This window comes from Flavobacterium sp. (assembly GCF_036405015.1).
In the GTDB taxonomy this organism is placed as follows: Bacteria; Bacteroidota; Bacteroidia; order Flavobacteriales; family Flavobacteriaceae; genus Flavobacterium.
Window position 1 is genome coordinate 1 of sequence record NZ_DASWYK010000234.1, and the last position, 26489, is coordinate 26489.

The 26489-nt window shown below is 33.2% G+C and carries 28 protein-coding genes; 8 read left to right on the plus strand and 20 right to left on the minus strand.

Going from position 1 to position 26489, the window contains the following annotated elements; all coding sequences use genetic code 11:
• From VGE71_RS20095 to trmD, 17 genes are all read right to left on the minus strand, one after another.
• Nucleotides 1-252: DUF1456 family protein (locus VGE71_RS20095; RefSeq protein ID WP_331139891.1), on the minus strand; the 252-nt coding region annotated here is incomplete at its 3' end.
• A 113-nt stretch (nt 253-365) separates the two neighbouring features.
• Complete coding sequence (locus VGE71_RS20100; RefSeq protein WP_331139892.1) at nt 366-1394, minus strand: aminotransferase class I/II-fold pyridoxal phosphate-dependent enzyme; 1029 nt, start codon at nt 1392-1394, stop codon at nt 366-368.
• A 2-nt stretch (nt 1395-1396) separates the two neighbouring features.
• Nucleotides 1397-2407, minus strand: a complete 1011-nt coding sequence (locus VGE71_RS20105; RefSeq protein WP_331139893.1) for a dipeptide epimerase — start codon at nt 2405-2407, stop codon at nt 1397-1399.
• A gap of 38 nt (nt 2408-2445) precedes the next feature.
• Nucleotides 2446-3675: a hypothetical protein gene (locus tag VGE71_RS20110; RefSeq protein ID WP_331139894.1), complete on the minus strand. Its 1230-nt coding sequence runs from the start codon at nt 3673-3675 to the stop codon at nt 2446-2448.
• A 124-nt stretch (nt 3676-3799) separates the two neighbouring features.
• A complete protein-coding gene (uvrB, locus tag VGE71_RS20115) occupies nt 3800-5791 on the minus strand; it encodes an excinuclease ABC subunit UvrB (protein ID WP_331139895.1) in 1992 nt (663 codons plus the stop codon).
• Between the two features lie 46 nt (nt 5792-5837).
• Nucleotides 5838-6776: an alpha/beta hydrolase gene (locus VGE71_RS20120; protein ID WP_331139896.1), complete on the minus strand. Its 939-nt coding sequence runs from the start codon at nt 6774-6776 to the stop codon at nt 5838-5840.
• A gap of 85 nt (nt 6777-6861) precedes the next feature.
• Complete coding sequence (locus tag VGE71_RS20125; RefSeq protein WP_331139897.1) at nt 6862-7098, minus strand: uroporphyrinogen decarboxylase; 237 nt, start codon at nt 7096-7098, stop codon at nt 6862-6864.
• Nucleotides 7099-7404: 306 nt separating this feature from the next.
• Complete coding sequence (gene rlmF / locus VGE71_RS20130) at nt 7405-8355, minus strand: 23S rRNA (adenine(1618)-N(6))-methyltransferase RlmF (protein ID WP_331139898.1); 951 nt, start codon at nt 8353-8355, stop codon at nt 7405-7407.
• Between the two features lie 133 nt (nt 8356-8488).
• Nucleotides 8489-9151, minus strand: a complete 663-nt coding sequence (locus VGE71_RS20135; protein WP_144214900.1) for a thiamine diphosphokinase — start codon at nt 9149-9151, stop codon at nt 8489-8491.
• A 67-nt stretch (nt 9152-9218) separates the two neighbouring features.
• Nucleotides 9219-9674: a RidA family protein gene (locus VGE71_RS20140; RefSeq protein WP_331139899.1), complete on the minus strand. Its 456-nt coding sequence runs from the start codon at nt 9672-9674 to the stop codon at nt 9219-9221.
• A 173-nt stretch (nt 9675-9847) separates the two neighbouring features.
• Nucleotides 9848-10294 carry a DinB family protein gene (locus VGE71_RS20145; RefSeq protein ID WP_331139900.1) on the minus strand — a complete coding sequence of 149 codons (447 nt, stop codon included), beginning with the start codon at nt 10292-10294 and terminating at the stop codon, nt 9848-9850.
• A 2-nt stretch (nt 10295-10296) separates the two neighbouring features.
• Entirely contained in the window at nt 10297-10779 is a 483-nt protein-coding gene (locus VGE71_RS20150; RefSeq protein WP_331139915.1) for a GyrI-like domain-containing protein, read from the minus strand.
• Nucleotides 10779-11603 carry a DUF4249 domain-containing protein gene (locus VGE71_RS20155; protein ID WP_331139901.1) on the minus strand — a complete coding sequence of 275 codons (825 nt, stop codon included), beginning with the start codon at nt 11601-11603 and terminating at the stop codon, nt 10779-10781. The genes VGE71_RS20150 and VGE71_RS20155 overlap by 1 nt, the downstream gene beginning before the upstream one ends.
• Before the next feature lie 34 nt (nt 11604-11637).
• Nucleotides 11638-14016 (minus strand): TonB-dependent receptor, encoded by a 2379-nt coding sequence (locus VGE71_RS20160; RefSeq protein ID WP_331139902.1) that lies wholly within the window; start codon nt 14014-14016, stop codon nt 11638-11640.
• A gap of 143 nt (nt 14017-14159) precedes the next feature.
• Nucleotides 14160-16379, minus strand: a complete 2220-nt coding sequence (locus tag VGE71_RS20165) for an NADP-dependent isocitrate dehydrogenase (protein WP_331139903.1) — start codon at nt 16377-16379, stop codon at nt 14160-14162.
• Nucleotides 16380-16659: 280 nt separating this feature from the next.
• A complete protein-coding gene (gene rplS, locus VGE71_RS20170) occupies nt 16660-17010 on the minus strand; it encodes a 50S ribosomal protein L19 (RefSeq protein ID WP_144214894.1) in 351 nt (116 codons plus the stop codon).
• 212 nt (nt 17011-17222) lie between these two features.
• The gene (trmD, locus tag VGE71_RS20175) at nt 17223-17903 is read right to left on the minus strand and encodes a tRNA (guanosine(37)-N1)-methyltransferase TrmD (RefSeq protein WP_331139904.1); all 681 of its coding nucleotides are present in this window, start codon (nt 17901-17903) and stop codon (nt 17223-17225) included.
• A 244-nt stretch (nt 17904-18147) separates the two neighbouring features.
• Between trmD and VGE71_RS20180 the strand changes: the two genes are divergently transcribed.
• The 8 genes from VGE71_RS20180 to VGE71_RS20215 all read left to right on the plus strand — a co-directional run bounded on the left by VGE71_RS20180 (nt 18148) and on the right by VGE71_RS20215 (nt 24008).
• Nucleotides 18148-18510 (plus strand): hypothetical protein, encoded by a 363-nt coding sequence (locus VGE71_RS20180; protein ID WP_331139905.1) that lies wholly within the window; start codon nt 18148-18150, stop codon nt 18508-18510.
• A gap of 91 nt (nt 18511-18601) precedes the next feature.
• Nucleotides 18602-19141: an NADPH-dependent FMN reductase gene (locus tag VGE71_RS20185; RefSeq protein ID WP_331139906.1), complete on the plus strand. Its 540-nt coding sequence runs from the start codon at nt 18602-18604 to the stop codon at nt 19139-19141.
• Nucleotides 19142-19168: 27 nt separating this feature from the next.
• The gene (locus tag VGE71_RS20190) at nt 19169-20041 is read left to right on the plus strand and encodes a sugar phosphate isomerase/epimerase (RefSeq protein WP_331139907.1); all 873 of its coding nucleotides are present in this window, start codon (nt 19169-19171) and stop codon (nt 20039-20041) included.
• 9 nt (nt 20042-20050) lie between these two features.
• Entirely contained in the window at nt 20051-20920 is an 870-nt protein-coding gene (locus tag VGE71_RS20195) for an archaemetzincin (RefSeq protein ID WP_331139908.1), read from the plus strand.
• A gap of 15 nt (nt 20921-20935) precedes the next feature.
• A complete protein-coding gene (locus VGE71_RS20200) occupies nt 20936-21280 on the plus strand; it encodes a cupin domain-containing protein (RefSeq protein WP_144214888.1) in 345 nt (114 codons plus the stop codon).
• Between the two features lie 207 nt (nt 21281-21487).
• Nucleotides 21488-22642 carry an MFS transporter gene (locus VGE71_RS20205; RefSeq protein WP_331139909.1) on the plus strand — a complete coding sequence of 385 codons (1155 nt, stop codon included), beginning with the start codon at nt 21488-21490 and terminating at the stop codon, nt 22640-22642.
• Between the two features lie 42 nt (nt 22643-22684).
• Nucleotides 22685-23617, plus strand: coding sequence for a peptidylprolyl isomerase (locus VGE71_RS20210; RefSeq protein WP_331139910.1), 933 nt, complete (start codon nt 22685-22687; stop codon nt 23615-23617).
• A gap of 91 nt (nt 23618-23708) precedes the next feature.
• Nucleotides 23709-24008, plus strand: a complete 300-nt coding sequence (locus tag VGE71_RS20215; RefSeq protein ID WP_331139911.1) for a cytochrome c — start codon at nt 23709-23711, stop codon at nt 24006-24008.
• Between the two features lie 105 nt (nt 24009-24113).
• Here VGE71_RS20215 and VGE71_RS20220 read toward each other — a convergent pair whose 3' ends face one another.
• The 3 genes from VGE71_RS20220 to VGE71_RS20230 form a co-directional block, all read right to left on the minus strand.
• The gene (locus tag VGE71_RS20220) at nt 24114-24509 is read right to left on the minus strand and encodes a GreA/GreB family elongation factor (protein WP_331139912.1); all 396 of its coding nucleotides are present in this window, start codon (nt 24507-24509) and stop codon (nt 24114-24116) included.
• A 369-nt stretch (nt 24510-24878) separates the two neighbouring features.
• Nucleotides 24879-25433: a thioredoxin family protein gene (locus tag VGE71_RS20225; protein WP_331139913.1), complete on the minus strand. Its 555-nt coding sequence runs from the start codon at nt 25431-25433 to the stop codon at nt 24879-24881.
• A 127-nt stretch (nt 25434-25560) separates the two neighbouring features.
• Nucleotides 25561-26454 (minus strand): alpha/beta fold hydrolase, encoded by an 894-nt coding sequence (locus VGE71_RS20230; protein ID WP_414656183.1) that lies wholly within the window; start codon nt 26452-26454, stop codon nt 25561-25563.
• Nucleotides 26455-26489: the final 35 nt, after the last annotated feature.

The window sequence follows — 26489 nt, forward strand, 5'->3', positions numbered from 1 at the left end:
TTTTGCTAAAACCTCATTTGGATTTTTAGGGTTTTCTTTAGTTCCTCTCAAATGAATTACCAATCCGTTTAGGAAATTACGTAAAACCTGATCGCCACATTCCATATAATTTGGATGATCTTCTGCTCTAAAAAAAGCACCCAATTCTGATTTTGAAATTCTAAAATCTACCAATTCTAAAATCTCAACTATTTGGTCATCACGGAGCATCAAAGCCACGCGAAGTTTTTTAAGTATATCGTTATTTGTCATCGTTTATTTTTTACAAATGTACGGTTTATTTTTTTGCCACAAATGCCACGAATTTCCGCAAATTTCAGAATTTTAAAAGAAAAGTAATTTGCGAGAATTTGTGTAATTTGTGGTTAAGAGCTGTAATTATTTAAAACACCAACTAATTTGTCCAAATCTTCTTTTGTATGATTTGCGGTTACAACAATTCTATTCAGCGGTTCGGATTCTTTGGTGTATCTGAAACTGGCAATAATGATATTTTCTTCCTTTAATTTATGAACTAATTCATTTGATAATAAATAAATTAAAGGATAGCTTTTGTCGAACTTAATATTTTGATTTTGAATTAAAATCGAATCAATGTAGCTTAAATTACCTAAAAGTTTTTGATGCTGTATTTTATAAATTTCAGAAGCATCAGAAAGCGTTTGTACAAAAGCTGGATTCATTCCTGCGGCGCTTGTAAAGGTTTCTAATTCTTTTAGTTCCGAAATGAAATCAGAGTCTGAAGCAACAACACCGCCTGTTAATCCGAAAGCTTTTCCAAGAGACGAAACCAAGATTTTTCTTTTAATTGGAAAATCAATTTCGGCATAAATTCCAGAACCATTTTTGCCAATAATTCCTAACGAATGTGATTCGTCAATAACCAATGTAATTTCTTTAAAAGCTGAAATTTGTTTTAAAAAAGACAAATCAACAGGCTTCGTTTGAAAAGAAGGAACGCCATCTGTTAAAATCGTTATTTTTTCTGGTTTTGGATCTAATAAACGATCGTTCAGTTTTCCATTTACAAAAACAGGAACACTATTTTCAATCTGAATGGCCGAATGAATTTCATTTAAATGAAAAAAAGAATCCGTCTGCTTTTTCAATTTTTCTAAAACTAATTTTCCAGCCAGCATTCCAGAAGAAACCGTTAGTGTACTTTCTGAGTCAATATGAGAAGCTAAAAACGTTTCGCCTGCATCGTAAGCTGTTAATTGAATATTGGCCGTTCTGGAACTTCCATAAGTCGTTCCCCATTTTAAAATGTTCTGAACAACTAAATCCTGAAAATTTTTATTTGTTGGAAGTCCCAAATACGCGGTTCCTCCAAAATACAAATAATGTTTTTGGTCTACTTCAATCGTGCGGTCGGGAAATCTTTCGACTATCATTTTTATAAAAGTGTAACTCCAGTTCCGTTTAAATCAGAATAACTTACGACACCATTTTTTATGGTTACTCCAGTTGCAATATCTTCGGCCAAAAGCAAAGCTCCATCCATATCAACATAATCCAATTGTGGCAATAAATGCGCAATTGCAGAAATTCCGACAGTAGATTCGGTCATGCAACCGACCATGGTTCTTAAGCCTAATTTTTTGGCTTCTTCAATCATGCGTTTTCCTGGAGTTAATCCACCGCATTTTACCAATTTTACATTTACACCATGAAAATGATTGAAACATTTGGCTACATCTTCTTCAATAATGCAACTTTCGTCGGCAATTACAGGAAGAACAGAATGTTTAAAAACTTCTTTGTGGCCTTCCCAATTATCTGCTTTCATAGGTTGTTCCAGAAATTCAACGCCTAGTTTTTTTAATTCTACAGCATTATTTATAGTTTCTTCGACCGTCCATCCGCAGTTGGCATCAATTCTAAAAATGGCATTAGTATGTTTTCTTAATTCTTTTACAATGGCAATATCTTCTTTCGTACCCAATTTGATTTTATAAATCGGCCAAGGAAGTTCCTGCATTTTGAAAACCATTTTTTCAATTGTATCAATTCCAATGGTGTAATCTGTTAATGGATTATGATCGGTTTTATAGTTCCATAATTCATATAATTTCTTGCCTTTTTTGCGTGCATACAAGTCGTTGTAAGCCAAATCTAAAGCGCACAAAGCAAACATGTCATCTTTTAAAAACGGATGGATTTTTGCCCAAAAAACCTCGGGAGTTTCGTTCTCTGTATTTTCAATAATTGATCGGATTTTTTCCAGATCAGCAATCATCATCGGAACTGTAATATGATAATAAGGATTTGAAGTAGCTTCTCCAAAACCTGAAAAACCATCGCTTTGCAATTCTACAATTAAGGAAGGCTGAAAATCAATGGATTCTCTTGAAATAGTAAAAGTATGTTTAAGTTTGAGATTGTATTCTCTTAAAATTAGTTTCATGGTTAATCTGGTAGTTTTTTGTTTTGTAAAATAGAATTCTAACTCTTTTTGATAGACATTTTTAAGCCAATGCCGGTCTGAAAATCGGGTGCATTATCTAAGTTTAAATCTTCACGGAAATATACAAAATAAGAGAATCGCTTAGTCGAATAGGTGCAAATAAAGCTCCATCCTTCTAAATCTTCATAGAGATGATAAATTGTTTTCTGCCAGTGCGTGTTGATTCTTTCACCAGTAAAAACAATATAATCTACATCCTTTTTTTTGTTGAATGCGGTTTGAAAATTATAATTAATGCCATAAGAAATACGATTATTATTTCGGAGTTTTACTTTGTAATCAATCAAACCTTCAAAACTATACAGGAAATCTTGATTGCTGATGTTAACGCGATCTCCGTATTCTATAAAATGCTGGCGTAAAGCTCCTGCACTTAAACCAAAACTCAGAATATTTTTGTCTCTAATGATCATTTTTTTGAGGATAGAAGAGGAAACGCCAATATCTGCAACGGGATTATATTTGGTAGTATTGATGCCAAGTTGAGCTCCAAAATTCAAATAAATATGATGCTTTTTATTCATTTCTAACTTTGGATAATAATTATAATTGATTTCAAATCCTGGAATTATAAAATCATTATTTTCCATTGTAATCACTTTGTTATTCTCATCTTTATAAGATATTCCCGCTTGATTTACACCATAATGATATCTGGAAAAAGGATCTTTTCCGCCGGCAATATTGCGGTGAAACCATTCGATAGTTTCATCAGAAGTAAAAATCGAAAAAGGATATTTTCCGCGATCTAACGAATTGGCACGAAGATTAAAACTAAGTTCGTGATGAACAGTAAGCGGTAATGTAAAAGTGAAACGATAAGAACGGATCACGCCATCTGCTGTAAATTCTTTGATTTTAGAAGGAACTTTGTCTAAATCAAATGCAAATTCACGAGCATGCCAAGGAGTATTTTTAGAATACTCACGATCATTTGGATCAGTTAACTCGTATGATTTTACATAAGGTAGCACAACATTTCCGCTGGAAACTTCGAATCCGAAAGAATATTTCTCGGGAGAACGAACATTAAAATTGTGATTTAATCTGGAAATGTAAATTCCGAGTGGATGTATAGAAAGCAGATAAGGTTTTATGATATCTGATGAATTTTCTTTTTCTTCATTCCAATAATCGTTTTGATCTGATTGTGCTGTAGAAATTGCATTAAAAATTAAAAAAATAAAAAAGAGTAAACGATATTTCATTTCAGAATTTAAATTTTGATAAATCTAACAAATTTTAGTATGTAATCTAAACTATTTTTGTAAGATTATTTTTAAAGTAAATTCTTCTTCTTTTGCTGAGTTTAACTTTTTGTATATTAATTGTTTAGGCTAATTGTTCTTGTAATTTTTTAATTTCATCTCTTAATTTAGCGGCTTGAAGGAAGTCTAATTCTTTAGCAGCTTTTTCCATTGTTTTTCGTTTTTCGCGAATCATTTTCTCTAATTCAGTCTTAGATAAATAAGCCGTTTCTGGCTCAGCTGCAACAGGAATTGGATGTCCTAACTCATACTCAACCAATGGATTTTTGGTGAAAGCACTGTCGATTTTTTTGTTTAAAGCCTGTGGCGTTATATTGTTTTGAACGTTGAAATTGATCTGTTTCGTTCTTCTGTATTCTGTTTCATCAATGGTTCGCTGCATACTTGCTGTAATTTTATCAGCATACATTATAGCTTTACCATTTAAGTTTCTTGCGGCACGCCCGATTGTCTGAGTTAATGATCTGTGGTTTCTTAAAAAACCTTCTTTGTCAGCATCTAAAATCGCAACAAGAGAAACTTCAGGTAAATCGAGACCTTCACGAAGTAAGTTTACACCAATCAAAACATCAAAAAGTCCTTTTCTTAAATCCTGCATAATTTCAATACGTTCTAAAGTATCCACTTCAGAATGTATGTAACGACAGCGAATACTAACTTTAGTTAAATATTTGGCTAATTCTTCGGCCATTCTTTTGGTTAAGGTTGTTACCAAAACTCTTTCGTCCAATTCACAACGAACTTGAATTTCTTCAATCAAATCATCTATTTGGTTTAAACTTGGCCTAACTTCGATAATTGGATCTAATAAACCAGTCGGACGAATAATCTGTTCTACATAAATACCATCTGATTTTTGTAATTCATAATCGGCAGGAGTTGCAGAAACATAAATAACCTGATTTTGCAAAGCTTCAAATTCTTCAAATTTCAATGGCCTGTTATCCATTGCAGCTGGTAATCTAAAACCGTATTCTACAAGATTTTCTTTACGGCTGCGGTCGCCTCCATACATGGCATGAACTTGCGAAACCGTTACGTGACTTTCGTCAATGACCATTAAATAATCACTTGGGAAATAATCTAGCAAACAGAAAGGTCTTGTTCCTGCTTGGCGTCCGTCTAAATATCTAGAGTAATTTTCAATTCCAGAACAATAACCTAATTCACGAATCATTTCTAAGTCAAAATTGGTTCTTTCTTCCAAACGCTTTGCTTCGAGATGTTTTCCTATTTCTTTAAAATAATCGACTTGTTTCACTAAATCCTGCTGAATTTCCCAAATAGCACCTTGCAAAACTTCTGGAGAAGTAACAAACATATTGGCAGGATAAATGGTCAATCTTTTAAACTTTTCGATTACCAGAGAAGTTTGAGGGTCAAAAGATTCTATTTCTTCAATTTCATCTCCAAAAAAATGAATTCTGTAAGCATCATCAGCATAACTAGGGAAAACTTCGACAGTATCTCCTTTTATTCTAAAATTTCCAGGATTAAAATCAGCTTCAGTTCGGGCATATAAACTTTGTACCAGACTATGGAGCAGTTTGGTTCTCGAAATAACCTGATCCCGAGTGATTTCGATTACGTTTTTCTGAAATTCAACAGGGTTTCCGATACCATATAAACAAGAAACAGATGCTACAACCAAAACATCACGACGTCCAGAAAGAAGGGAAGAAGTGGTACTTAAACGCATTTTCTCTAGTTCTTCATTGATAGATAAATCTTTTTCAATAAAAACTCCCGTAACCGGCATAAAGGCTTCAGGCTGATAATAATCGTAATAAGAAACGAAATATTCTACCGCATTATTCGGGAAAAATTGTTTGAATTCGGAATACAATTGCGCAGCTAAGGTTTTGTTGTGTGCTAAAACCAAAGTAGGTCTTTGAACTTCTTGTATTACATTGGCAACGGTAAATGTTTTTCCGGAACCTGTAACTCCTAATAAAGTTTGATATTTTTCTCCGTCGATTACACCTTGCGCCAATTTTTGTATGGCTTGCGGCTGATCTCCTTTTGGACTATATTCTGAGGCTACGTGGAAATTCATTTGTTGCTGATGAAAATTAGGTTTGTAAAGATACGAAGATTGTGTGCTAATCTAAAAAATTAATAATAGCATCATTCACTATTTTAGGCTGATCAATAGTTAAAAAATGTCCCGCATCTTTTACCATTTTAGTTTTACTGTTTTTTAAATATTTCTGAGCTCGTTCGAGACTTTCTTCAGAATTGATTACATCTTTGTCTCCAATTAAAACCAAAACTGGATTTTGTATCGATTCTAAATCTTTGTTAGAAAATGGGTGCATTTTTAGCATACTAGAATTGGATTTTGCATATTTATTAGCCAAATAAAATTGCCTTTTATAAATCACACTGATGTTTTCTGGATGCGTAGAAAAGGTAGTGAGAGTTTTGCCAAATTTCTTTTCACTTGGAAAAAGCTTTAACATTATTGCGGAAGTGGTTTTTCCGACCTGATCAATAAATTTAAAAGTTTGTGCTGGACTCAGTAAAACAATTTTGTCAATCGAATTAGGTTTTTCAGTTGCTAATAATGTAGCAATCCAGCCGCCTCGCGAAGCTGCGACAATGTCAAATTTCTTTAATTTATAATAATTGAAAACCTCATTATAAAAAACAGCAATTTCTTCTGACGAAAGTGCTTTTGAAGTCAAATTCGATTTATTAGGTTCCATAATAAAATCAATAGCATAAATACGATGATTTTTTGCCATTGCTTTTATGTTGGGATACCACATTGTGGAGCTGGCGTCCATTCCGTGAAGTAAAACTAAAGCTTTTGCATTTTTTGGTCCAGCGATAATAACGTGTGCCGTTCCAAAACTTGTTTTTACATCTTCTTCGGTATAAGGAATATTCCAAAGTCTTAAAGCTTTGTCGTAAGCAGATTGGTATTTTATTTCTTCACTTTTGGTTTTAAAAACATAATCTTCAAATTTTGCTTTTTTTGAAGCACAACTGGAGAGTAAAAATAAGAGAATAATGATTCGGGAATAATGTTTAAACATAGTAATAAAATTCGATTTTGAACTTAAAGTTACGATTATCGTAAGCGGAAAGTGTATCACAATTTTATTTTAAAATATCATAATTTTAAGATTTATCCTTTTTTGAAGTCAGATAATAAATCTGTACAAAAGCTAAAATTGCATTCGGAATAATTACAGGCCAAAGCCATTGACTGAAATCGCGGTAATCATTTAAAAAAATGCCATAAATAACAAAACAGATACAGCCAAACATATTGATAAGCCGAATAGTTTGAAGGTTTTTCAATAAAAAACCACCAACTATAAAAACAGATGCGAGATAACCAATGTACTCTGCCATGATCTTGATTTTTAATATTTTATAATAAATTTAGCGAAAGCAAATTATAAAATCAAGATTTTGTTTTGGAAATCAGATAATTGAAAAGTGTTTTGTAAAAAAATATTTCGCCCCGCTGGGGCTTTGAAAAATAGGTCTAAAATTTCCCTATAAATATGTCGTCCCGCTGGGACTATTTAAAAATCTTTTTTATATCAATTTATGTTAAGGCTCCAGAGGAGCTAAATATTTATAGAAAAGTCATAATCACATCGTATAAAGCTCCAGAGGAGTGACATATTATGAGTCATTAAAAAATCAGGGATCTTAAAATTTCCAAGAAAGGTGTTGAGCATTATTTAAAAAACTCCAAGCCACAATGCGACTTGTTTTTTGTCCTTGTGCCATGTCGATCGTTTTAACAGAAACTGCATTCACTTTCTTTAAAGTTTTATAAATTGAAGAAAGATTTTCCTTTTTAGAAACCAAAGTGGTAAACCACAAAACCTGCGAAGCGTATTTTGCACTTTCGTAAATCATTTGTGTGATGAATCCAATTTCGCCGCCGTTGCACCATAATTCGGCATTTTGTCCTCCGAAATTTAAAACAGGATTTGTATTTCTTTTTTCTTTCGGATTTAGATTTGTGACTTTTCTTGATGCGCTTTTATTCGCTTCTTCTGCAGATGCATGAAAAGGAGGATTACACATTGTGAAGGTAAATCGATCTTCGGGGGTAATAATATTTTTGAAAATAAACCTTGGTTCTGTCTGTTGTTGTAAGCTAATTGAATCGATTAGTTTTGGATTGGCTTCAATAATTTTACTGCAATTTTGAATTGCTTTTTTGTCAATATCGGTTCCAACAAAACTCCAATTGTAAATAGAATTTCCTAATATCGGATAAATCAAATTAGAACCCGTTCCAACATCCAAACCTAAAACAGTTGGTATTTTTGGGATCTCATTATTGTTGCTTTCTGCTAATAAATCGGCTATGTAATGAATGTAATCTGCTCGTCCTGGAATTGGCGGACAGAGATAATTTTTAGGAATATCCCAATTCTGAATATCGTAATAGGTTTTCAGTAAAGCGCTGTTTAACGTTTTTACAGCATTTGGATCACTAAAATCAATCGTTTCGATTCCATGTTTGTTGATGGCAACGAAAGCTTTTAATTCTGGACAACTCGAAATTAGTTTTTCGAAATCATAGCGATTACGATGAAGGTTTCTTGGGTGTAGAATGTTTTTTTCAGAATTGTCGTTTGCTTTCATTTTTATTGATTTCGGTTGCAAAGATAGGTAAGAAAGACTTGTTTTGAAAATGAATCCCTAGCCCTGATGGAAACGGCATCCTTTTGTGGTGGGGTTCACCACAAAAGATACAGTGGACAGCAGGAATTTGCTTCTAATCAAAACACTCCATCATAAGTAGATCACCATCTTTATGTGTAATACTCACAATGCCATCTTTTTCAACAGAATTACTGCTCCCAGTTCTGTAGCCCATTGTAAGCGTGTCGTCATTCAATTCATATTTTAAATTAGTTGATGAAATTCCGTTTACAACTCCAATTGGAATAAGTGAAATTGGCGTTTTGGCTGTATACCATTTTTCAAATTTTCTAGGTAAAAGAAATATTTTCGAATGATCGTCCAGAATTACAATTTTAAGCGAATCACGATGGCGAACAATGTTAGTAAGATTGGTAATCGTATGATCGGCACGTTTTCCTGTTGCCCAAACGACATTTACAGCAGGAATTTTTCTTTCTACAAGATAATCACAGGCTTTTTCGAGATCTGTTTTTTCTTGATCCTCAGTATGTACAATTTCGATAGGATATTGCGCTGTTCTGTAAATTTCGGGATCAAAACCTCGGTCAAAATCACCTAAAAGAACATCTACTTTAATTCCTAATTCGATTACTCTTTCAATAGCAGAATCTAAAACCACTACCAACGGCGACCATTCTAATAATTGTCCTAGAAGTTCAGAACTGCAGGCAGCTCCGTTAGCAATAATTAAGGCAGGTTCCTGATCGTCGCGTACAATATGGTGTGAAGACATTTAGAGTTGATTTAAAATATGCCGCAAATGTACGAAAGTTATGGGCTTTGACAGGAAATCAATTTGTTTAATTGGCTTTAAAAGCAACGGCATCTACTTCTATCTGCATATTGTCAAGTGCTAATCTTGGAACCGGAATTAAAGTACTGGCTGGAAATGGTTTCTTTTTCCATGTTTTACTGATTTCTTCTTCCCAAATTTTGAGTTTTTCTGAAGAATGATCTACGATCAGGATTGTGATTTTCATGACGTTTTCTGGTTTCAAACGATAACTGTCTAAAACGGTTGTCAAGTTTTTTAAGGCAGCTTGGACTTGTTCTCTAAAGTCGGAACTTAAAATATGATCTTTTCCTAAACCTCCGCTTTGGCCAGAAATGTAAACCAGTTCTCCAGATGTCTTGACAGAAGAAGCATGACTAAAACCATAAGGGGCAGGATTAAATAGAGAATCCGGATTTTTGAAAGTTTGTGCTTTGGTTTGAAATGCACAAACACATAATAGAAATACAATTAAATGTTTCATGTTTTAAAAATTAGAATTAAGAATACAAAGGTTTCGTAATTCTAATTTTTAAAACATTTACATATGTTGAGGAGCGGGATTTTAGATTGCATATTTTAGATTTTAGATTTTTTGAAATGAGCAATCTACAATCTACATTCAACAATCTGCAATTTAAAATCTAAAATCTACAATTAGCAATCCAAAAGTCTTCTGTGGTAATTGATTTGACCTAAATGATAGGCCAAATGTGTTGAAAGATGTATTAAAAAGAAACCGGTTGTCATTTCTTCTTCAAAAACAATTTCGGGATAAATGGCTTGTAAATCGGCTTGGGTTAAAGAATCTAAAACCGTATTGACCATTGTAATTGTGTTTTCGATTTTATCGATTAATTCTGTTCTGGGAACATCTTTCAGTGAAAATTCTAACGGTCGATTACGAACATATCCTGTATTGCCAAGTCGTGCTCCAATATAGGTATTGATATTTCCCATTAAATGAAGGCACAAATTTCCTGCAGAATTAGAAATGTTTTTGTCAATTATCCAAATTGAATTTTCATTTTGGTACGATTCAATTTCGACTTTTAGTTTGCTTAAATCTCTATTGAAAAGCGTTTTTAAAGATTCGGTAATCATAATTAATTTCTGTTTTTTATCGGAATCCAGATTTCTTCTTCAGACTTAGGATCGTCTTTTTTGTATTTGTGATCCATTACTGCAAAATGAGGTCTTTCATCTACAGTGTATTCTGAATTTGGAAGCCATTCTGCAAAGATATGATGGTAAGTTTTATGCGCTTCTGTCGCTGGACCTAAATGAAGAAAAACAGCATACAAACCACTAGGGATAATTAGAGTTTTCATTTCTTCTGGGACATTTTCAAAATCTGAAACTTCAACTGCAGCCCATTTCTGAAAACTCTCATTAGGATCAAAATTGTCAAAATGATTTTCATTATAAACTTCTAAAGAATATAAATTCGCACCGATAGAATTTTTAATTTCTTTTCGTCTTGGCATAAAACCACTCCATAATTGAAAGGTTTTGTTTTCAATAAAAGACATTTCTATAGAATGCCCTATTAGTTTTTTTTCGGTTAAGGTTTTAATAAGAGGCAACATCATTGTTTTACAGTGTATTTTTGAGAATAGGTTTCACAGAGCGAAAAATAACCTAGAGGATAATTTTCTTTATTAGTCACATTGACCATATTTCCTTTTACAGTCGCCGGAGGAGTCTGAAAAGGCCCTCCAATATTGCTTCCGGCAATACTAACTAAAATGCTCATGTAATTATAGTATTGTTTTGAGATTCCGTAATGCGTTATTTCGATTTCATATCCAGGTTTTAAATCTTCATCATCTGAAAGACTAAAAAATTCATTACCGTTAAAAAATTTATCCTCGTCTACGTAATAGGTTGATTTTATTTTATTAGGATATAAATATTTGTACAGATAAAAATTATCTGCATCGGCAGGATCATTGTAAAACGCTTTTACTTCGATATCCTTTCCTGTAAATCCACCCTGATTATTTTGATCTATTCTGGTAATAGGTGCAACAGATTTTAAAATTTCAGTTCCGATATATCTGTTTCCTCTGCTAATGACCGTTAAAGTGTATTCCTCATCAATGACAGGTTTAAAATTAGTACATACATATTGCCCCGTTTTTTTAACTTCTATAAAATTGAATTGCTCGCCATGACTATTTTTAATGAAAATAATTGCATTAGAAATAGTTGGAATTACATTGTCAAAATAACCAGTTGTTGTAGTGAGTTTTATTGTTTGTTCGTTTCCAGAAGTTCCTTTCTCCCAATTGATGGCAGCTTCAATAACTAATTTTGGAGGTGCCGTATCTAAATCTACATCAACAACTTCTTCGCAACCTGAGAAGCAAATTGAGATGAAAAACACGATTATTAAGATTACTTTTTTCATACTGTATTTTTTATTCCTTGTGATAAAAAAGTGTTTAGAATTTAAAATTATAACTAACTGCAGGAACAATTCCAAAAATGGATGTTTTAATTGCTTCGTTATTACCAGTATCAACGTTTTGTTGAAAATTAATAGAGGCAGCGTTCTGTCTGTTATATAAATTATAAATACTAAAAACCCATTCTCCTTTCCAGTTTCGGTCTTTATTTTTTCGTGGTGTCAAAGTTGCAGAAACATCCAGATGATGATAAGCAGGAAGTCTGTTTTCATTTCTTGAACCATAACTTGGAACTGTAATTCCTAAATATTCATATTGACCGTTTGGATACGAAACAGGCTGCCCAGATTGTAAAGCAAAGTTAGCTCCAAATGACCATTTTTCATTTAAATTATAAGCTGAGGTAATGGCTAAATTATGTGTTTTATCATAAGCAGAAGCATACCATTGACCATTATTGATTCCGGTTTCTTCTGGAGTTCTTCCCGGAGTTTGTTGTTCTGATTTTGATAAAGTGTAGGCAATCCAGCCGTTAAATTTTCCTTTATTTTTTTTCAACATAATTTCAAGACCGTAAGATCTCATTTGTCCATTTAAAATTACTTGTTCAATTGCATTATTAGCAATTAAATCGGCTCCATCAATATAATCGAGTCTATTTTGAATTTCTTTATAATAAGTTTCTATTTCGAATGAATAATCGCCATTAAGAATGTTTTTGAAATACCCTAGAGCGACTTGATCTGCAAGTTGTGGCTTAATGTACTTGTCGCTCGGCATCCAAACATCAAGAGGAGTAGGAGAAGAGGTGTTTGAAATTAACTGAAGATACTGTGTCATTCGGTTATAACTAGCCTTGATTGCTTGATTTTCGTTTAACTGGTAAGAAACAGAAAAACGGGGTTCAAAATTGTTGTAACTTTTAATGACTTTATTTTTGCCGAAATATTTTGTAGAAGTCGGTGTTCCTTTTTCATAAATCTCCGTATTAGTATTAAAAATAACGGCTTGATCATTATCATAATAATTGATAGTTGAAGAACCTAATCGGTAAAAAAGACTATATCGCAATCCGTAAGAGATATTGATTTTATCAGAAAGCTGACTTTCGGCGTCTAAATAAACGGAAGGTTCAAAAGCATATTTTTTATCCAGTTGATCGGGATTAATTCCAGAATCTTCGCCAGTTGGTTTAATCGTTCCGGGATTAAATTGGTAATAAGTTCCGTTTATTCCGTAGCTTAGTTTTAATTTATCGGAAAGATAATGTTTGAAATCGTATTTGATATTGTAGTTTTTAATACCTGAATCCCAATTAAAACCAACAAAATTAAGATCCAATCCGTAATAATAATCACTGTAAATGAGGGATAGATTGGCAAATAACTTGTCAGAATACAAATGATTCCATCGTAAATTTAGAATTGAATTTCCGTATGTATTGGTGAAACTTTTATTCAAACTAAAAACATCACGGCCAAAATAACCCGATAAATACAAACTGTTGTTATCATTAAATTTGTAGCTTAATTTGGTATTCAAATCATAAAAATAAGCAGCATTGTTTTTATTGTCTTCTGAGAATTTTAAAAACAAATGAGCATAAGAAGCTCTTCCGCCAATTAAAAAAGAACCTTTGTCTTTTACAATAGGACCTTCAGCAAGAAGGCGGCTAGAAATTAATCCGATACCACCATTCATATGAAAATCTTTACTGCTTCCGTCCTTTTGATAAATATCGAGAACAGAAGAAGCTCTTCCGCCGTAACGTGCTGGAATACCTCCTTTATACAGTTTTAAATCTTTAATAGCATCCGGATTAAAAACAGAAAAGAATCCGAAAACGTGAGATGAATTAAAAATAGTAGCCTCGTCTAAAAGTATCAGGTTTTGATCGGCACCACCTCCGCGAACATTAAATCCGGAAGCACCTTCTCCTGCATTAGTTACACCCGGAAGCAATAAAATAGATTTGATGACATCAACTTCACCTAAAACAACGGGCATTTTTTTTATCGTTGAAATTGAAAGTTTATTGACACTCATTTCAGGTGATTTGACATTGATTTTGCCTTTATTTTCTGTAACAACCACTTCTTGAAGTTCTTCGCCAGAACTAATAGAAAAGTTGCTTTTTTTATTTTGGTTTAAAGTAATATTTTTTTGAATGGTTTGATATCCGACGTAATTAATCTCGATTTCATATTCGCCTTTTGGAGCAGAAAGAGAATAAAAGCCATATTCGTTTGTAGTAGTTCCAATTTTTAGAGAAGGAATATAGATGTTAACTCCTATTAAGGTTTCGTTGTTTTTGCTGTCGGTGATAGTTCCGCTTAGAGTGAATTTTTCCTGTGCAAATGAGGTGAAAATCGTTACAATAAAAAGAAAAAATGTGCAGGTATTTTTTGGAATCATTACAGTGATTTTGATTTACATAGTTAACAAATTCTTACTAAATATTCTTGCGAAACCTTTGTTAAACAAAAGTTAAGATAAAAAAAGGACAACCTTGTGAGTTGTCCTTTTTGTTTATTTAGAAATACAGCTGTATTCTTTGATTATTTGATTTTGGCAACGATAGCGTTGAATGTTTCGCTTGGACGCATTGCTTTGCTTACCAATTCAGGAGTTGGTTGGTAGTAACCTCCAATGTTTTGTGCTTTTCCTTGAGCACCAATTAATTCTGCATCGATTTTAGCTTCGTTAGCTTCAAATTCAGCAGCAATTGGAGTAAAGATTGTTTTCAATTCAGCATCTTTAGTTTGAGCAGCCAAAGCTTGAGCCCAGTAGAATGCTAAATAGAAGTGAGATCCACGGTTGTCAATTTGCCCAACTTTACGAGCTGGAGATTTATCGTTTGCTAAGAATTTATCGTTAGCTTGATCTAAAGTTTCAGATAAAACAATTGCTTTAGAATTGTCTAAAGTTTGTCCTAAATGCTCTAAAGAAGCACCAAGAGCTAAAAATTCTCCTAATGAATCCCAACGTAAATATCCTTCTTCTGTAAATTGCTCTACGTGTTTAGGAGCAGAACCTCCAGCACCAGTTTCGAACAATCCACCACCGTTCATTAAAGGAACGATAGAAAGCATTTTAGCAGAAGTTCCTAATTCTAAGATTGGGAATAAATCTGTTAAGTAATCACGTAAAACGTTTCCAGTTACAGAGATAGTATCTAAACCTTTGATGATTCTGTCTAAAGTAAATTCAGTAGCAGCGATTGGATTTAAAATACGGATATCTAAGTTTGTAGTATCGTAGTCTTTAAGATATTTTTGAACTTTTACGATTAATTCTCTATCGTGTGCTCTGTTTTCGTCTAACCAGAAAACAGCAGGAGTGCTAGATAAACGAGCTCTATTTACAGCCAATTTAACCCAGTCTTGAATTGGAGCGTCTTTTGCCTGACACATTCTGAAAATGTCATTAGCTTCAACGTTTTGCTCCATTAAAACAGTTCCGTTTGCATCAACAACACGAACAACACCGTCAGCTTTCATTTGGAAAGTTTTGTCGTGAGATCCGTATTCTTCTGCTTTTTGAGCCATTAATCCAACGTTAGGAACACTTCCCATTGTTTTTGGATCAAAAGCACCGTGTTTTTTACAGAAATCGATAGTTGCAGTATAAACTCCAGCGTAAGAACGATCTGGAATTACAGCAAATGTATCTTGTGCTTTTCCATCTTTGTTCCACATTTGTCCAGAAGTACGGATCATTGCTGGCATAGAAGCATCAACAATAACGTCAGATGGAACGTGTAAGTTTGTAATTCCTTTATCAGAATTAACCATTGCCAAAGCTGGTCCGTTAGCGATTGCTTGATCGATAGCAGCTTCAACTTCAGCTTGCTCAGGTCTTCCAGCGATTTTAGCGTAGATATCGCCCAAACCGTTTTTAGTATCCACATTTAATTCTGCGAATAAAGAAGCATATTTTTTGAAAACATCTGCAAAATATACTTCAACGATAGCGCCAAAGATAATTGGATCAGAAACTTTCATCATGGTAGCTTTCAAGTGTACAGAAAGTAAAACTCCTGCAGCTTTAGCTTCAGCAATTACATCAGCAGCAAAAGCTTTTAATTTGCTTACGCTTAAAACAGAACTATCAATGATTTCACCAGCTTTTAATGGAGTACTTGCTTTAAGAACAGTTGAAGTTCCGTCTTTAGCAACAAATTCGATTTTTACATCGTTAGCCTCATTTACTGTAACAGATTTTTCACTTCCGTAAAAATCTCCACCTGACATAGAAGCCACTTTAGTTTTTGAGTCAGCAGACCAAGCACCCATTGAGTGAGGGTTTGCTTTTGCAAAGTTTTTAACTGCTCTTGGAGCTCTACGGTCAGAGTTTCCTTCACGTAAAACTGGGTTTACAGCAGAACCTAATACTTTTGCATATTTTGCTTTAATTTCCTTTTCAGCATCGTTTTGTGGATCTTCTGGGAAATTTGGTACGTTGTATCCGTGCGATTGTAATTCAGCAATAGCCGCTTTTAATTGCGGTACAGATGCTGAAATGTTTGGTAATTTAATGATGTTAGCTTCTGGCTGAGTTGCTAATTGACCTAATTCTGCCAATGCATCTCCAGTTTTTTGAGCATCAGTCAAAGATTCTGGGAAGTTTGATAAAATTCTTCCTGCCAGCGAAATATCTCTGGTTTCGATTTCAATTCCAGCTGTTGCCGTAAAAGCTTGAACAATTGGTAACAAAGAGTAAGTTGCCAATAACGGCGCCTCATCAGTTAAGGTGTAAAAAATTTTTGATTTATTCATTTTCTTTTTTTTTTATAATCGTATCGTCAGGAGTTAACGATGTAAAAGATATATTCGGCTCAAAATGAGCGGAGCAAATATAGTAAAAACACAACGAAATCGGTTGAGTTTTGATGAGAAAAGAAGAAATTAACAGATTGTTATTTCGAGCTCTTTAAATTGCTAAATCGATGATTTTGGTATTAAAAAATTACAGTTTTGTTAGTGATGAAAATAGAACATAAAAAAAACTCGTTTCAAACGAGATGAAACGAGTTTTTTATAACATTTTGATAAATGATTATCTTCTTTTATCTTTAATCTTAGCTTTTTTACCAGTAAGTTGTCTGAAGTAGAAAATTCTAGCTCTACGTACAGCACCTTTCTTGTTCACTTCGATTTTTTGTAAAGCTGGTAAGTTTACTGGGAAGATACGCTCAACACCAACAGATCCAGACATTTTACGGATAGTAAAAGTTTCTGTGTTACCAGAACCTCTTCTTTGAATCACAACTCCTTTAAAGAACTGAGTTCTTGTTTTTTCACCCTCTTTAATTTCGTAGAAAACAGTAATAGTGTCTCCAGCTCCGAAATCTGGGAAATCTTTTTTAGCAACGAATTCGTCTTGAACGAATTTTAATAAATCTGCCATGATAATTTAAATTATGGTTTTTATATTAGAACAACATTCACGGATCTCGCCAGAGGTTGGTCAAATTCGGGTGCAAATGTAGAAAATAATTATAAATTATGAATTATAAATTGTAAATTATTTTAACTGTCTGATAAAAAGGTTTTTAAATCTAGTCTCTGTCTCAGTTTCAGTCACAGAACCGAGACTGAAAACCGAGACTGAAAACTTTTTTAATGTCCTTCCAACAAATCTGGACGTCTATTTTTAGTATGTTCGAACGCCATATCTTCGCGCCATTTATCGATTTTGGCTGCATGTCCGCTGGTTAAAACTTCAGGAACTTTCCATCCTTTGTAATCTGCAGGTCTTGTATAAATTGGTCCTGAAAGTAAATTATCTTGAAAACTATCTGTCAATGCTGAAGTTTCATCACTTAAAACACCTGGAATCAATCGGATTAAAGCATCAGATAAAACTATAGCTCCTAATTCTCCTCCTGATAAAACATAATCGCCGATAGAGATTTCTTTTGTAATAAAATGATCTCTAACTCTTTGGTCAACACCTTTATAATGTCCGCATAAAATGATGATGTTTTCATACATAGACATTTTGTTGGCCATTTTTTGGTTTAAAGTTTCACCGTCAGGAGACATGTAAATTACTTCGTCATATTCTCGTTGACTTTTTAAATGCGTAATGCAATCATCAATTGGCTGAATTGTCATCACCATTCCGGCGCCACCACCGAAAGGATAATCATCCACACTTTTTTGTCTGTTGGTGCTATAATCACGTAGGTTGTGAAAATGAACTTCAACCAGGCCTTTATCAATAGCACGTTTCATAATTGAAGCCTCAAAAGGACTTTTTAACAACTCAGGTAAAAGGGTAATAATGTCAATTCGCATTTTTATTCAATAGTTTTCTTGCTGGCAAAGATACAAAGTTAATATTTGCTAATATTTAAAGATTTGTAAGAACACTTTTTTACATAAATATCGCATTTTACGCTTAAATAATGCATTTCATCGAGATATTGTGCATTTTATCGAGTTTAATATTAAAATAAAGTAGCGGTACGTTTATTTGATAAAATAGTGTTAAATTTATAAGAACTTACTATTCAAACTTAAAAAAATACCAGACTTGCTTATGAAAAAAACTTTACTTTTACTTGTGTTAGCGGTTTTGCAGACATCGTGCTCCAATACCAATAAAACGAATGATAAGTGGCTTGGAGAGACCAAGCAGAAACTTATAAAGACTTGGGGGCCACCTGTGAGAGTGTTACATGACGATCAGAATAATGAAATACTTCTTTATGCAGATCAGGTGTTTACTAGAGAAAATAATGATGATGCAGGAATTGCCGGACCATCTTTTTGGAAATATGATTATGTGTATATAAATAAAGAAGGAAAAATTTATTTATTGCAAAATGAAAAACAAAAATTTCCTCCACAATCGATAGACTCAAAAAACTTAGTAGGTCTAAGTTCGAAAACGGGCAAATAGAAAATTTTAGATTGTCTTTAAGGCTTTCTCTACAAATAAATAGTATTTTTAAAGTCACTACTTTGAAAATACTATTTATTATTTTATAACAATGTCTTCAACTAAAATAAAAATCTTTGCTATAACAGGCAGTACCAGAAATAATTCCAGTAATTTTAAAATTCTCAAATATGTTTCGAATCATTTGAAAGAAAGATTTGAAGTTGAAATATTTGAGGGTTTAGCAGCTCTTCCTCATTTTAATCCAGATTTGGATAATGAAAATCCTCCAAAAGAAATAATTTCATTCAGAAACAAAATTAATAGTGCTGATGGTATTTTAATTTGTACTCCCGAATACGTTTTTAGTTTACCAGGAAGTCTGAAAAACGCATTAGAATGGTGTGTTTCGACTACTATTTTCTCGAGTAAAAAAACGGGTTTAATAACTGCTTCTGCTTCTGGCGAAATGGGCCATGAACAACTTTTATTAATAATGAAAACTCTTGAAGCCCAATTTGATGAAAATATGCAGCTTTTAATTCAGGGGATTCGAGGTAAAATTAATCAAGATGGAAAAATTGTAGTTGAAGAAACGGCTACAGCACTTCAAAACTTTATAAAAAGCTTTGAGAATCATTTTTTATTATAAATTTACTATCTGAAACTATCTAACCAAATGATTACAAGAAGAAATTTTATAGTAACCACAGGACTTGCCACGACTGCTGTTTGGGCTCGGCCTTCATTAGCATTTTCTATGGAAAAAAAAGAAATAGGACTTCAGTTATACACGCTAAGAAAAGAACTTCCAAAAGATGTGAAAACAACTTTAGAAAAAGTATCTAGAGCAGGATATACAACAGTTGAAACATACGGATTTTCGACTGCAGCTCAATTTTGGGGCATAACTCCAAAAGAGCTTAAAAAGATTTTGGATGATAATGACTTAAAGGCGGTAAGTGGACATTATAATTTAGGAAGCTTTTTGTATGACGGAAATACAACAGAATTAATTGCTTCGATTGAAGCTGTAAAAGCTCTAAAAAGTGAATTTTTGACTGTTCCGTGGGTTGACGAACCTTTTAGAAGAAATCTTGAAGATTACAAAAAGATTGCTTTGCGATTAAATGAAGCTGCTAAAATGTGTAAAAAAGCAGGTTTGAAACTGGCGTATCATAATCATGATTTTGAATTTCAAAAACACGATGGCGTTACAGGTTTTGAAATTTTATTAAAAGAAACCGATAAAGATTTGGTCTTTTTTGAATTGGATTTATATTGGGTAATTCATTCAGGAAATGATCCTTTGAAATTGTTTAATGAAAATCCGAGACGTTTTAAAATGTGGCATGTCAAAGATAAAGCTAAAAACAATAGTGAACTAAATACCGAAGTTGGTTCTGGAACGATCGATTTTAAACCTTTATTTGCAACAGCAAAACAATCGGGAATGATTCATTTTTTTGTAGAACAGGAAAATAATTTTGCTACAAATTCTTTTGAATCAATTCAATCAAGTTCTGATTTTATTTCTAAAAATCTAATTTAAAATTAATTTATGAAGAAACTTCTTTTTCTGGTTTTTGTGATTCTTTTTGCTTGTAATTCTAAAAGTGAGAAGAATGATTATTTTGAAGATATTTCAGAAAATGATATCAAACTTTTTCCTCCAAAACCAGGAGATTGGTTGTATTCTCGTAAAGAAAAAGGGCAGACTTTTGAGCAGTTTGTTAAATCAAAACACACAATTCCAACAAAAGAAAATAATATTATTTATTTGCAGCCTTTAGGTCAATTTGATTCTTTACAGATGAAACAAATTGAATTAGTTCGTGAATATCTACAAATATTTTTCCAGTTAAAAACGAATACTTTGGAAGATATTTCCAATGATGTTATTCCGAAACAAGCAAGGAGAATTGGTCCGGATCAAAATGAACAATTTTTAGCAGGTTTTATTCTTGACAGCGTTTTAAAAAAAGAAAGACCTCAAAACGGAATTGGATTAATGGCGTTAACTGAAGTAGATTTGTATCCTAAACCCGAATGGAGTTTTGTTTTTGGTTTGGCGTCTTACAGAGATAGAATTGCTGTAAGTTCAATTTACAGATTGTATGACAAGAGATTACAAAATAAAGATTTTACTTTGTGTTTGGAAAGATTGTTGAAAATTTGTTCTCATGAAATTGGGCATATGTTTGGACTCTATCATTGTATCGATGCTGATTGCGTAATGAATGGAACAAATAGTTTGTCTGAAACGGATGAACATACACTTAGACTGTGTTCAAATTGCCAAAGAAAATTAAATTCAGGAATTAAATACGACAATAAAAAAAGGCTAACAGAATTAGAAAAGTATTTTGAGAGAAACAATTTAACTACAGGAAAACAGTTAATGGAAAAAGATCTTAAAAGCATTCAATAAAAAAAACATAAAAACATGAATATCGGAACAAGTAAAGAGTTTATAAAAGGCGACGAAATCGAATGGGAAGTAGTTGGAGAAGGAATTAAACGTAAAATCCTAGCTTTTGATGAAAGAGTTATGCTCGTAAATGTTCATTTTGAAAAAGGTGGAATCGGAGTTCTGCATGAACATTATCATACACAGGTTACTTATGTAGCCAGCGGAAAATTTGATGTAACGATAAACGGTGTAACCGAAACATTAAAAGAAGGCGATAGTTTTTATATTCCGCCTCACGCAATTCATGGTGTGGTTTGCTTGGAAACAGGAATGTTGACAGACGTTTTTGGTCCCGCTCGTGAAGATTTTTTGAAATAGTAAAAAATCAAAATAAATAAACCATATAAGGGATATAAGAAATTTAAGTTTTTGGAGGTGTTTTATACTTCGGCAAGCTATTTAAATGAACTTATATAACTTATATGGTTTATAAAAATCTTAAAAATTATACTTTTTTTAAAGTTCTGCTAAAGATTAGATTGGTATTTTTGCAGCATGAATTTATCCAAAACAAATGTACTTTTTATGGCAGTTTGCACTGGTCTTATAGTTGCAAATCTTTATTACTGCCAGCCTTTGATTGTTTTAATTGCCAATGAATTTAAAATTCCAGAAGCCAGCGCAGGAACAATAACCTATCTTACTCAAGCAGGTTATGCAATTGGTTTATTTTTTATGGTGCCGCTTGGCGACAAATTAGAACGAAAAAGACAAATTTTAATGACCACTTTTGCTACTGTAATTGCGTTGTTGATTGCAGCCACGGCAAAAAGTTTTCTAGTGTTGCAAATTGCTTCTTTATTAATTGGAATTACATCTATTGTACCGCAGCTAATTCTGCCTTTGGCGGCCTCTTTGAGTGCGCCAGAAGAGCGTGGAAAAGTTGTTGGAACCATTATGAGCGGACTTTTAGTCGGAATTTTGCTTTCGCGAACTTTGAGCGGATTTATCGGTCAGGTTTTAGGCTGGAGATCTATGTTTTATATTGCTGCGGGGATCTGTCTTTTGATCTTTTTTGTTATTCAAAGTAAATTCCCAGTTAATAAACCACAGTTTCAAGGAACTTATGGTCAATTAATAAGATCTTTATTTACGCTAATAAAAACACAGCCAGTTTTACGAGAAGCAACTGCTATCAATGTTTTCAGTTTTGCTCAATTTGGAGCATTTTGGACCACAATGGTTTTATTGCTTTCTGGAGAACCTTTTGGTTTTAATAGTGCTACAATCGGCTTGTTCGGAATTGTTGGTGCTTCAGGAGCTTTAGCAGCGCCTTTGGTCGGGAAATTGGGAGATAAAGGAAATTCAAGAATTGCGGTTGGTTATGGCTGTCTATTGGTTTTAATCAGTTTTATAATGTTTTATTTTGCTATTGAAAGTGTAATCGGAATTGCAATCGGAATTGTGTTTATTGACATCGGAATTCAAGGCGTTCACATTTCAAATCAAACAAGAGTTTATTCTTTATTGCCCGAAGCCAGAAACAGATTGAATACCGTATTTATGTCGTTTACCTTTTTAGGAACGGCTGCGGGATCGGCTTATGGTTTATTACTTTGGAAATTAGGCGGATGGCCAGCTGTAACGATCGGTTGTATGGTTTTATCTTTAATATCATTAACGATTTACGGCCTTACTTATAAATCAAAATCTAAAAAACAGAAAGCGCAAATTGATTAAAAAATTAATTTGTAAATTTGCGTTCAAATTAAAAATAACAACATGGAAAACGGAATATACGCTAAATTCAATACTAGCAAAGGTTCGATTTTAGTAAAATTGACACACGATTTAACACCAGGAACTGTAGGTAACTTTGTGGCTCTTGCTGAAGGAAATATGGAAAATAAAGTAAAACCTCAAGGACAAAAATTCTATGACGGATTAACTTTCCACAGAGTAATTGCAGATTTCATGATTCAGGGAGGTTGCCCAAAAGGAACTGGAACTGGAGATCCAGGTTATAAATTTGATGATGAATTTCACCCAAGTTTAAAACATGACCGTCCAGGAGTTTTATCTATGGCAAACTCAGGACCTGGAAGTAATGGTTCTCAATTTTTCATTACTCACGTTCCAACTCCTTGGTTAGATAACAAACATACTGTTTTCGGACATGTTATTGAAGGACAAGATGTTGTTGATGCTGTTGCTCAAGGTGATAACTTAGAGTCTGTAGAAATTATCAGAGTTGGAGAAGAAGCTCAAAAATGGAACGCTATTGAAGCTTTCATTGGTTTAAAAGGTGCCCGTCTAAAAAGAGAAGCAGCTTTAAAAGCAGAATCTGAAGCAAAAATGGAACAATTAGCTGCTGGTTTTGATAAAACAGAAAGTGGTTTACGTTATAAAATGATTCAAAAAGGAGAAGGAAAAAGAGCTGAAGCAGGAAAAACAGTTTCTGTTCACTACGAAGGTTCTTTAGAAAACGGAAAAGTTTTCGATTCTTCTTACCCACGTAAAAAACCAATCGAATTCAAATTAGGAATTGGACAAGTTATTGAAGGATGGGATGAAGGTATCGCTTTATTACAAGTTGGAGACAAAGCTCGTTTTGTAATTCCTTCTGATTTAGGATACGGACCATCTGGTGCTGGAGGAGTTATTCCGCCAAACGCTACTTTGATTTTTGACGTTGAATTAATGGACGTAAAATAAGAGTTTAATAGCAATTTAGGATTGTTATAAATAGAATCCCATTCGAATCTCGAATGGGATTTTTTTTATTTTTACTAAAAAAACAAAGCTGATGAAAAATATTTTAATCCTTGCGGGACTTGCATTATTTATGGTTTCCTGTGGTACACAAAAGTCGACTACGGTAGCTGCAGCGCCTACAGAGACTTCAAAAACTGTGACATTGACACCTGAATTGGAAGCTGGTAAAAATCTTTATGATAATAATTGTGCTAAATGCCACAAATTGTACGAGCCGAAAAAATTTACCAAAGAAGAATGGGGACCAATTTTAGTAAGAATGGGTAAGAAAGCGAAGCTTGATGAAACTCAATTGGCATCAGTTACAGATTATATTCATTCACAATTATAATTTGTATTTTAGAATAAGCATAAAAAAAACTGTTCATTGAACAGTTTTTTTTATTTTTCAAATAGATATAAAAAAACACCGTCACAGAATGAGGTGTTTAAAAAGTTAAGAATGATGTACTGCCGAATTGTCTACAGCTACTACTTTTAAAGTTTTTATTCCAGCCGGCAGTTCCCAATCTACTTCGTCATTTTCCTTAAAGCCAATAATAGCAACACTTAAAGGTGCTAAGATTGAGATTTTAGATTGTTTTACATCTGCAGCAGAAGGTAAAACGATCTGGATTTTCATTTGTTTCTTGGCTTTGACATCTTCAATTGTTACAAAAGAATTGATGCGTATAACAGAACTATCCAATTCGCTTTCTTTGCTTATTACGGCACGATCCAGTTCTTGCGAAAGCTGATTGGCTTCTTTTGTATTCGTTGAGTTTTTACTTTTTAAAATCAATTCTCTTAGAAATTGATAATCTGATTTACAGAAAGTAGGTATTGGTTTCATATCTATAATTGAATTTATTGTTATTAAAATCGAGCTAATTTTTCTTCTTAGGATTTATTAAAAACGAATATTTTTTTAGTTTTTTGAACTAAAACTTTTAAATAGAAAAACAAAAAAATATCTGACCCAAAATGAATTTTGTCAAATAAATAAATGTTTAAGTTGATGTAAATCCTCCGTCAAAAAGAAGAAAACTGAAGTAGACGGAGGCCTAATTAATAAAGGCCTTATTATGTGAAATAATTACAGCATCTAGCGGTTTTGCAATGCAAAACGACTGTTTAGAGGCTGTATGTAGTATTTTATTTCCCATAAGGATGATTAAATTGATTTGCAAAGATAGGGAATCTTTTTGGATTTAGTGCGTATTTACTTCCATTTAATGCCGCAGCCCAAACTTGGTTTTTGAGTTTCTTTTAAGCTTCTGTTATAAATTAAAGCATCAATTGCACCTCTTAAATCGCTTCCGCTAAGGGTAATTCCGTTACCTGGTCTGGAATCATCCAGCTGTCCGCGATAAAACAAACGCTTTTGATTGTCAAATAAATAAAAATCAGGAGTACAGGCTGCTTGATAAGCTTTGGCAGTTTCTTGGCTTTCGTCATATAAATAAGGAAAGTCAATTTTATTTGCCATAGCAAATGCGGTCATTAACTCTGGCGAATCCTGCGGATATTTTATAACATCATTGCTTGAAATGGCAATTACCCCAATTCCTTGTACACGATAGTCATTTGCGATCATCACAACTTCTGGAATAACATGATGCACAAACGGACAATGATTACAAATAAACATTACCAATGTTCCTTTTGACCCTTTTAGATCTTCGAAATTAAAAGTATCATTAGAATTGGTGTCTTTTAAATAAAAATCTGGAGCAATTGTCCCTAAAGGAAGCATTGTCGATTCTGTACGTGCCATTTTATTCGAAATTAGATTTCCAAAAATAGCTTTAAAAATCTGTAAATAAAAGAGCACAAGAATAAAAAATATCCAAAGAAGCAGTTAGCATTATCTGCTTGCTCTTTGGATACTTTTTAAAGTTTTTCTATGAATTTAAAAATTGAAGTAAATCTTCGTTTAGTTTTTCTCTGTCGGTATAAAACAAACCGTGTGGTGCTCCTTCATATTCAATAAATGTATTGTTTGCAATTGCTTTTGCTGCTTTTCGCGAAGTAAGATCAATTGGTACGATTTTGTCATCGTCTCCATGAATGATCAAAGTAGGGACTTTTATAAAATCAAGTTCGTCTCTAAAATCTGTGTATGAAAAAGATTCTGCACATTTCAAAGTTGCTCTTGGAGATGCAAGTGAGCACAATGTTCTATAGTATTCTAATAGTGGAGTGCTAATTGGTTTGTTGATGATATTAATGCCAAAAAATGTTTTTCCAAAATTGTCTACAAATCCGATTCTGTCTTCTTTGATAGCTGCTGCTGTATTTTCGCTTTTTTCTTTTGGATGTCCATCTGGGTTATCATCCGTTTTTAGAAGAAAAGGAATAATAGATGAAATCAAAGCAGCTTTGATAACGCCTTTTCCGCCATGACGACTAAAATAACGAACTACTTCACCGCCGCCCATTGAAAAACCAACCAGTGTTACATTTTCTAATTCCAATTGCTCGATAATTTCTTTAAGATCATCAGTTAAAGTGTCATAATCATAGCCATTCCACGGTTGAGAAGATTTTCCAAAACCGCGGCGATCGTAAGCAATAACACGATAATTATTTTGGACTAAATGGTCAATTTGATATTCCCACATTTCATTAGAAAGTGGCCATCCATGAATCAAGATAACAGGTTTTCCCTGACCGTAATCTTTAACATAAAGCCTTACATTTTGGGCTGTTTCTATATATTTATCAGTATGAACCTGTTTTAGATTAGATTCAAAATCTTTAATTGACATGCAGGCATTTGGTTCAGTATGTTCCATGTTTATATCTTTTTTACGTGAGTGTAATCGTTTTC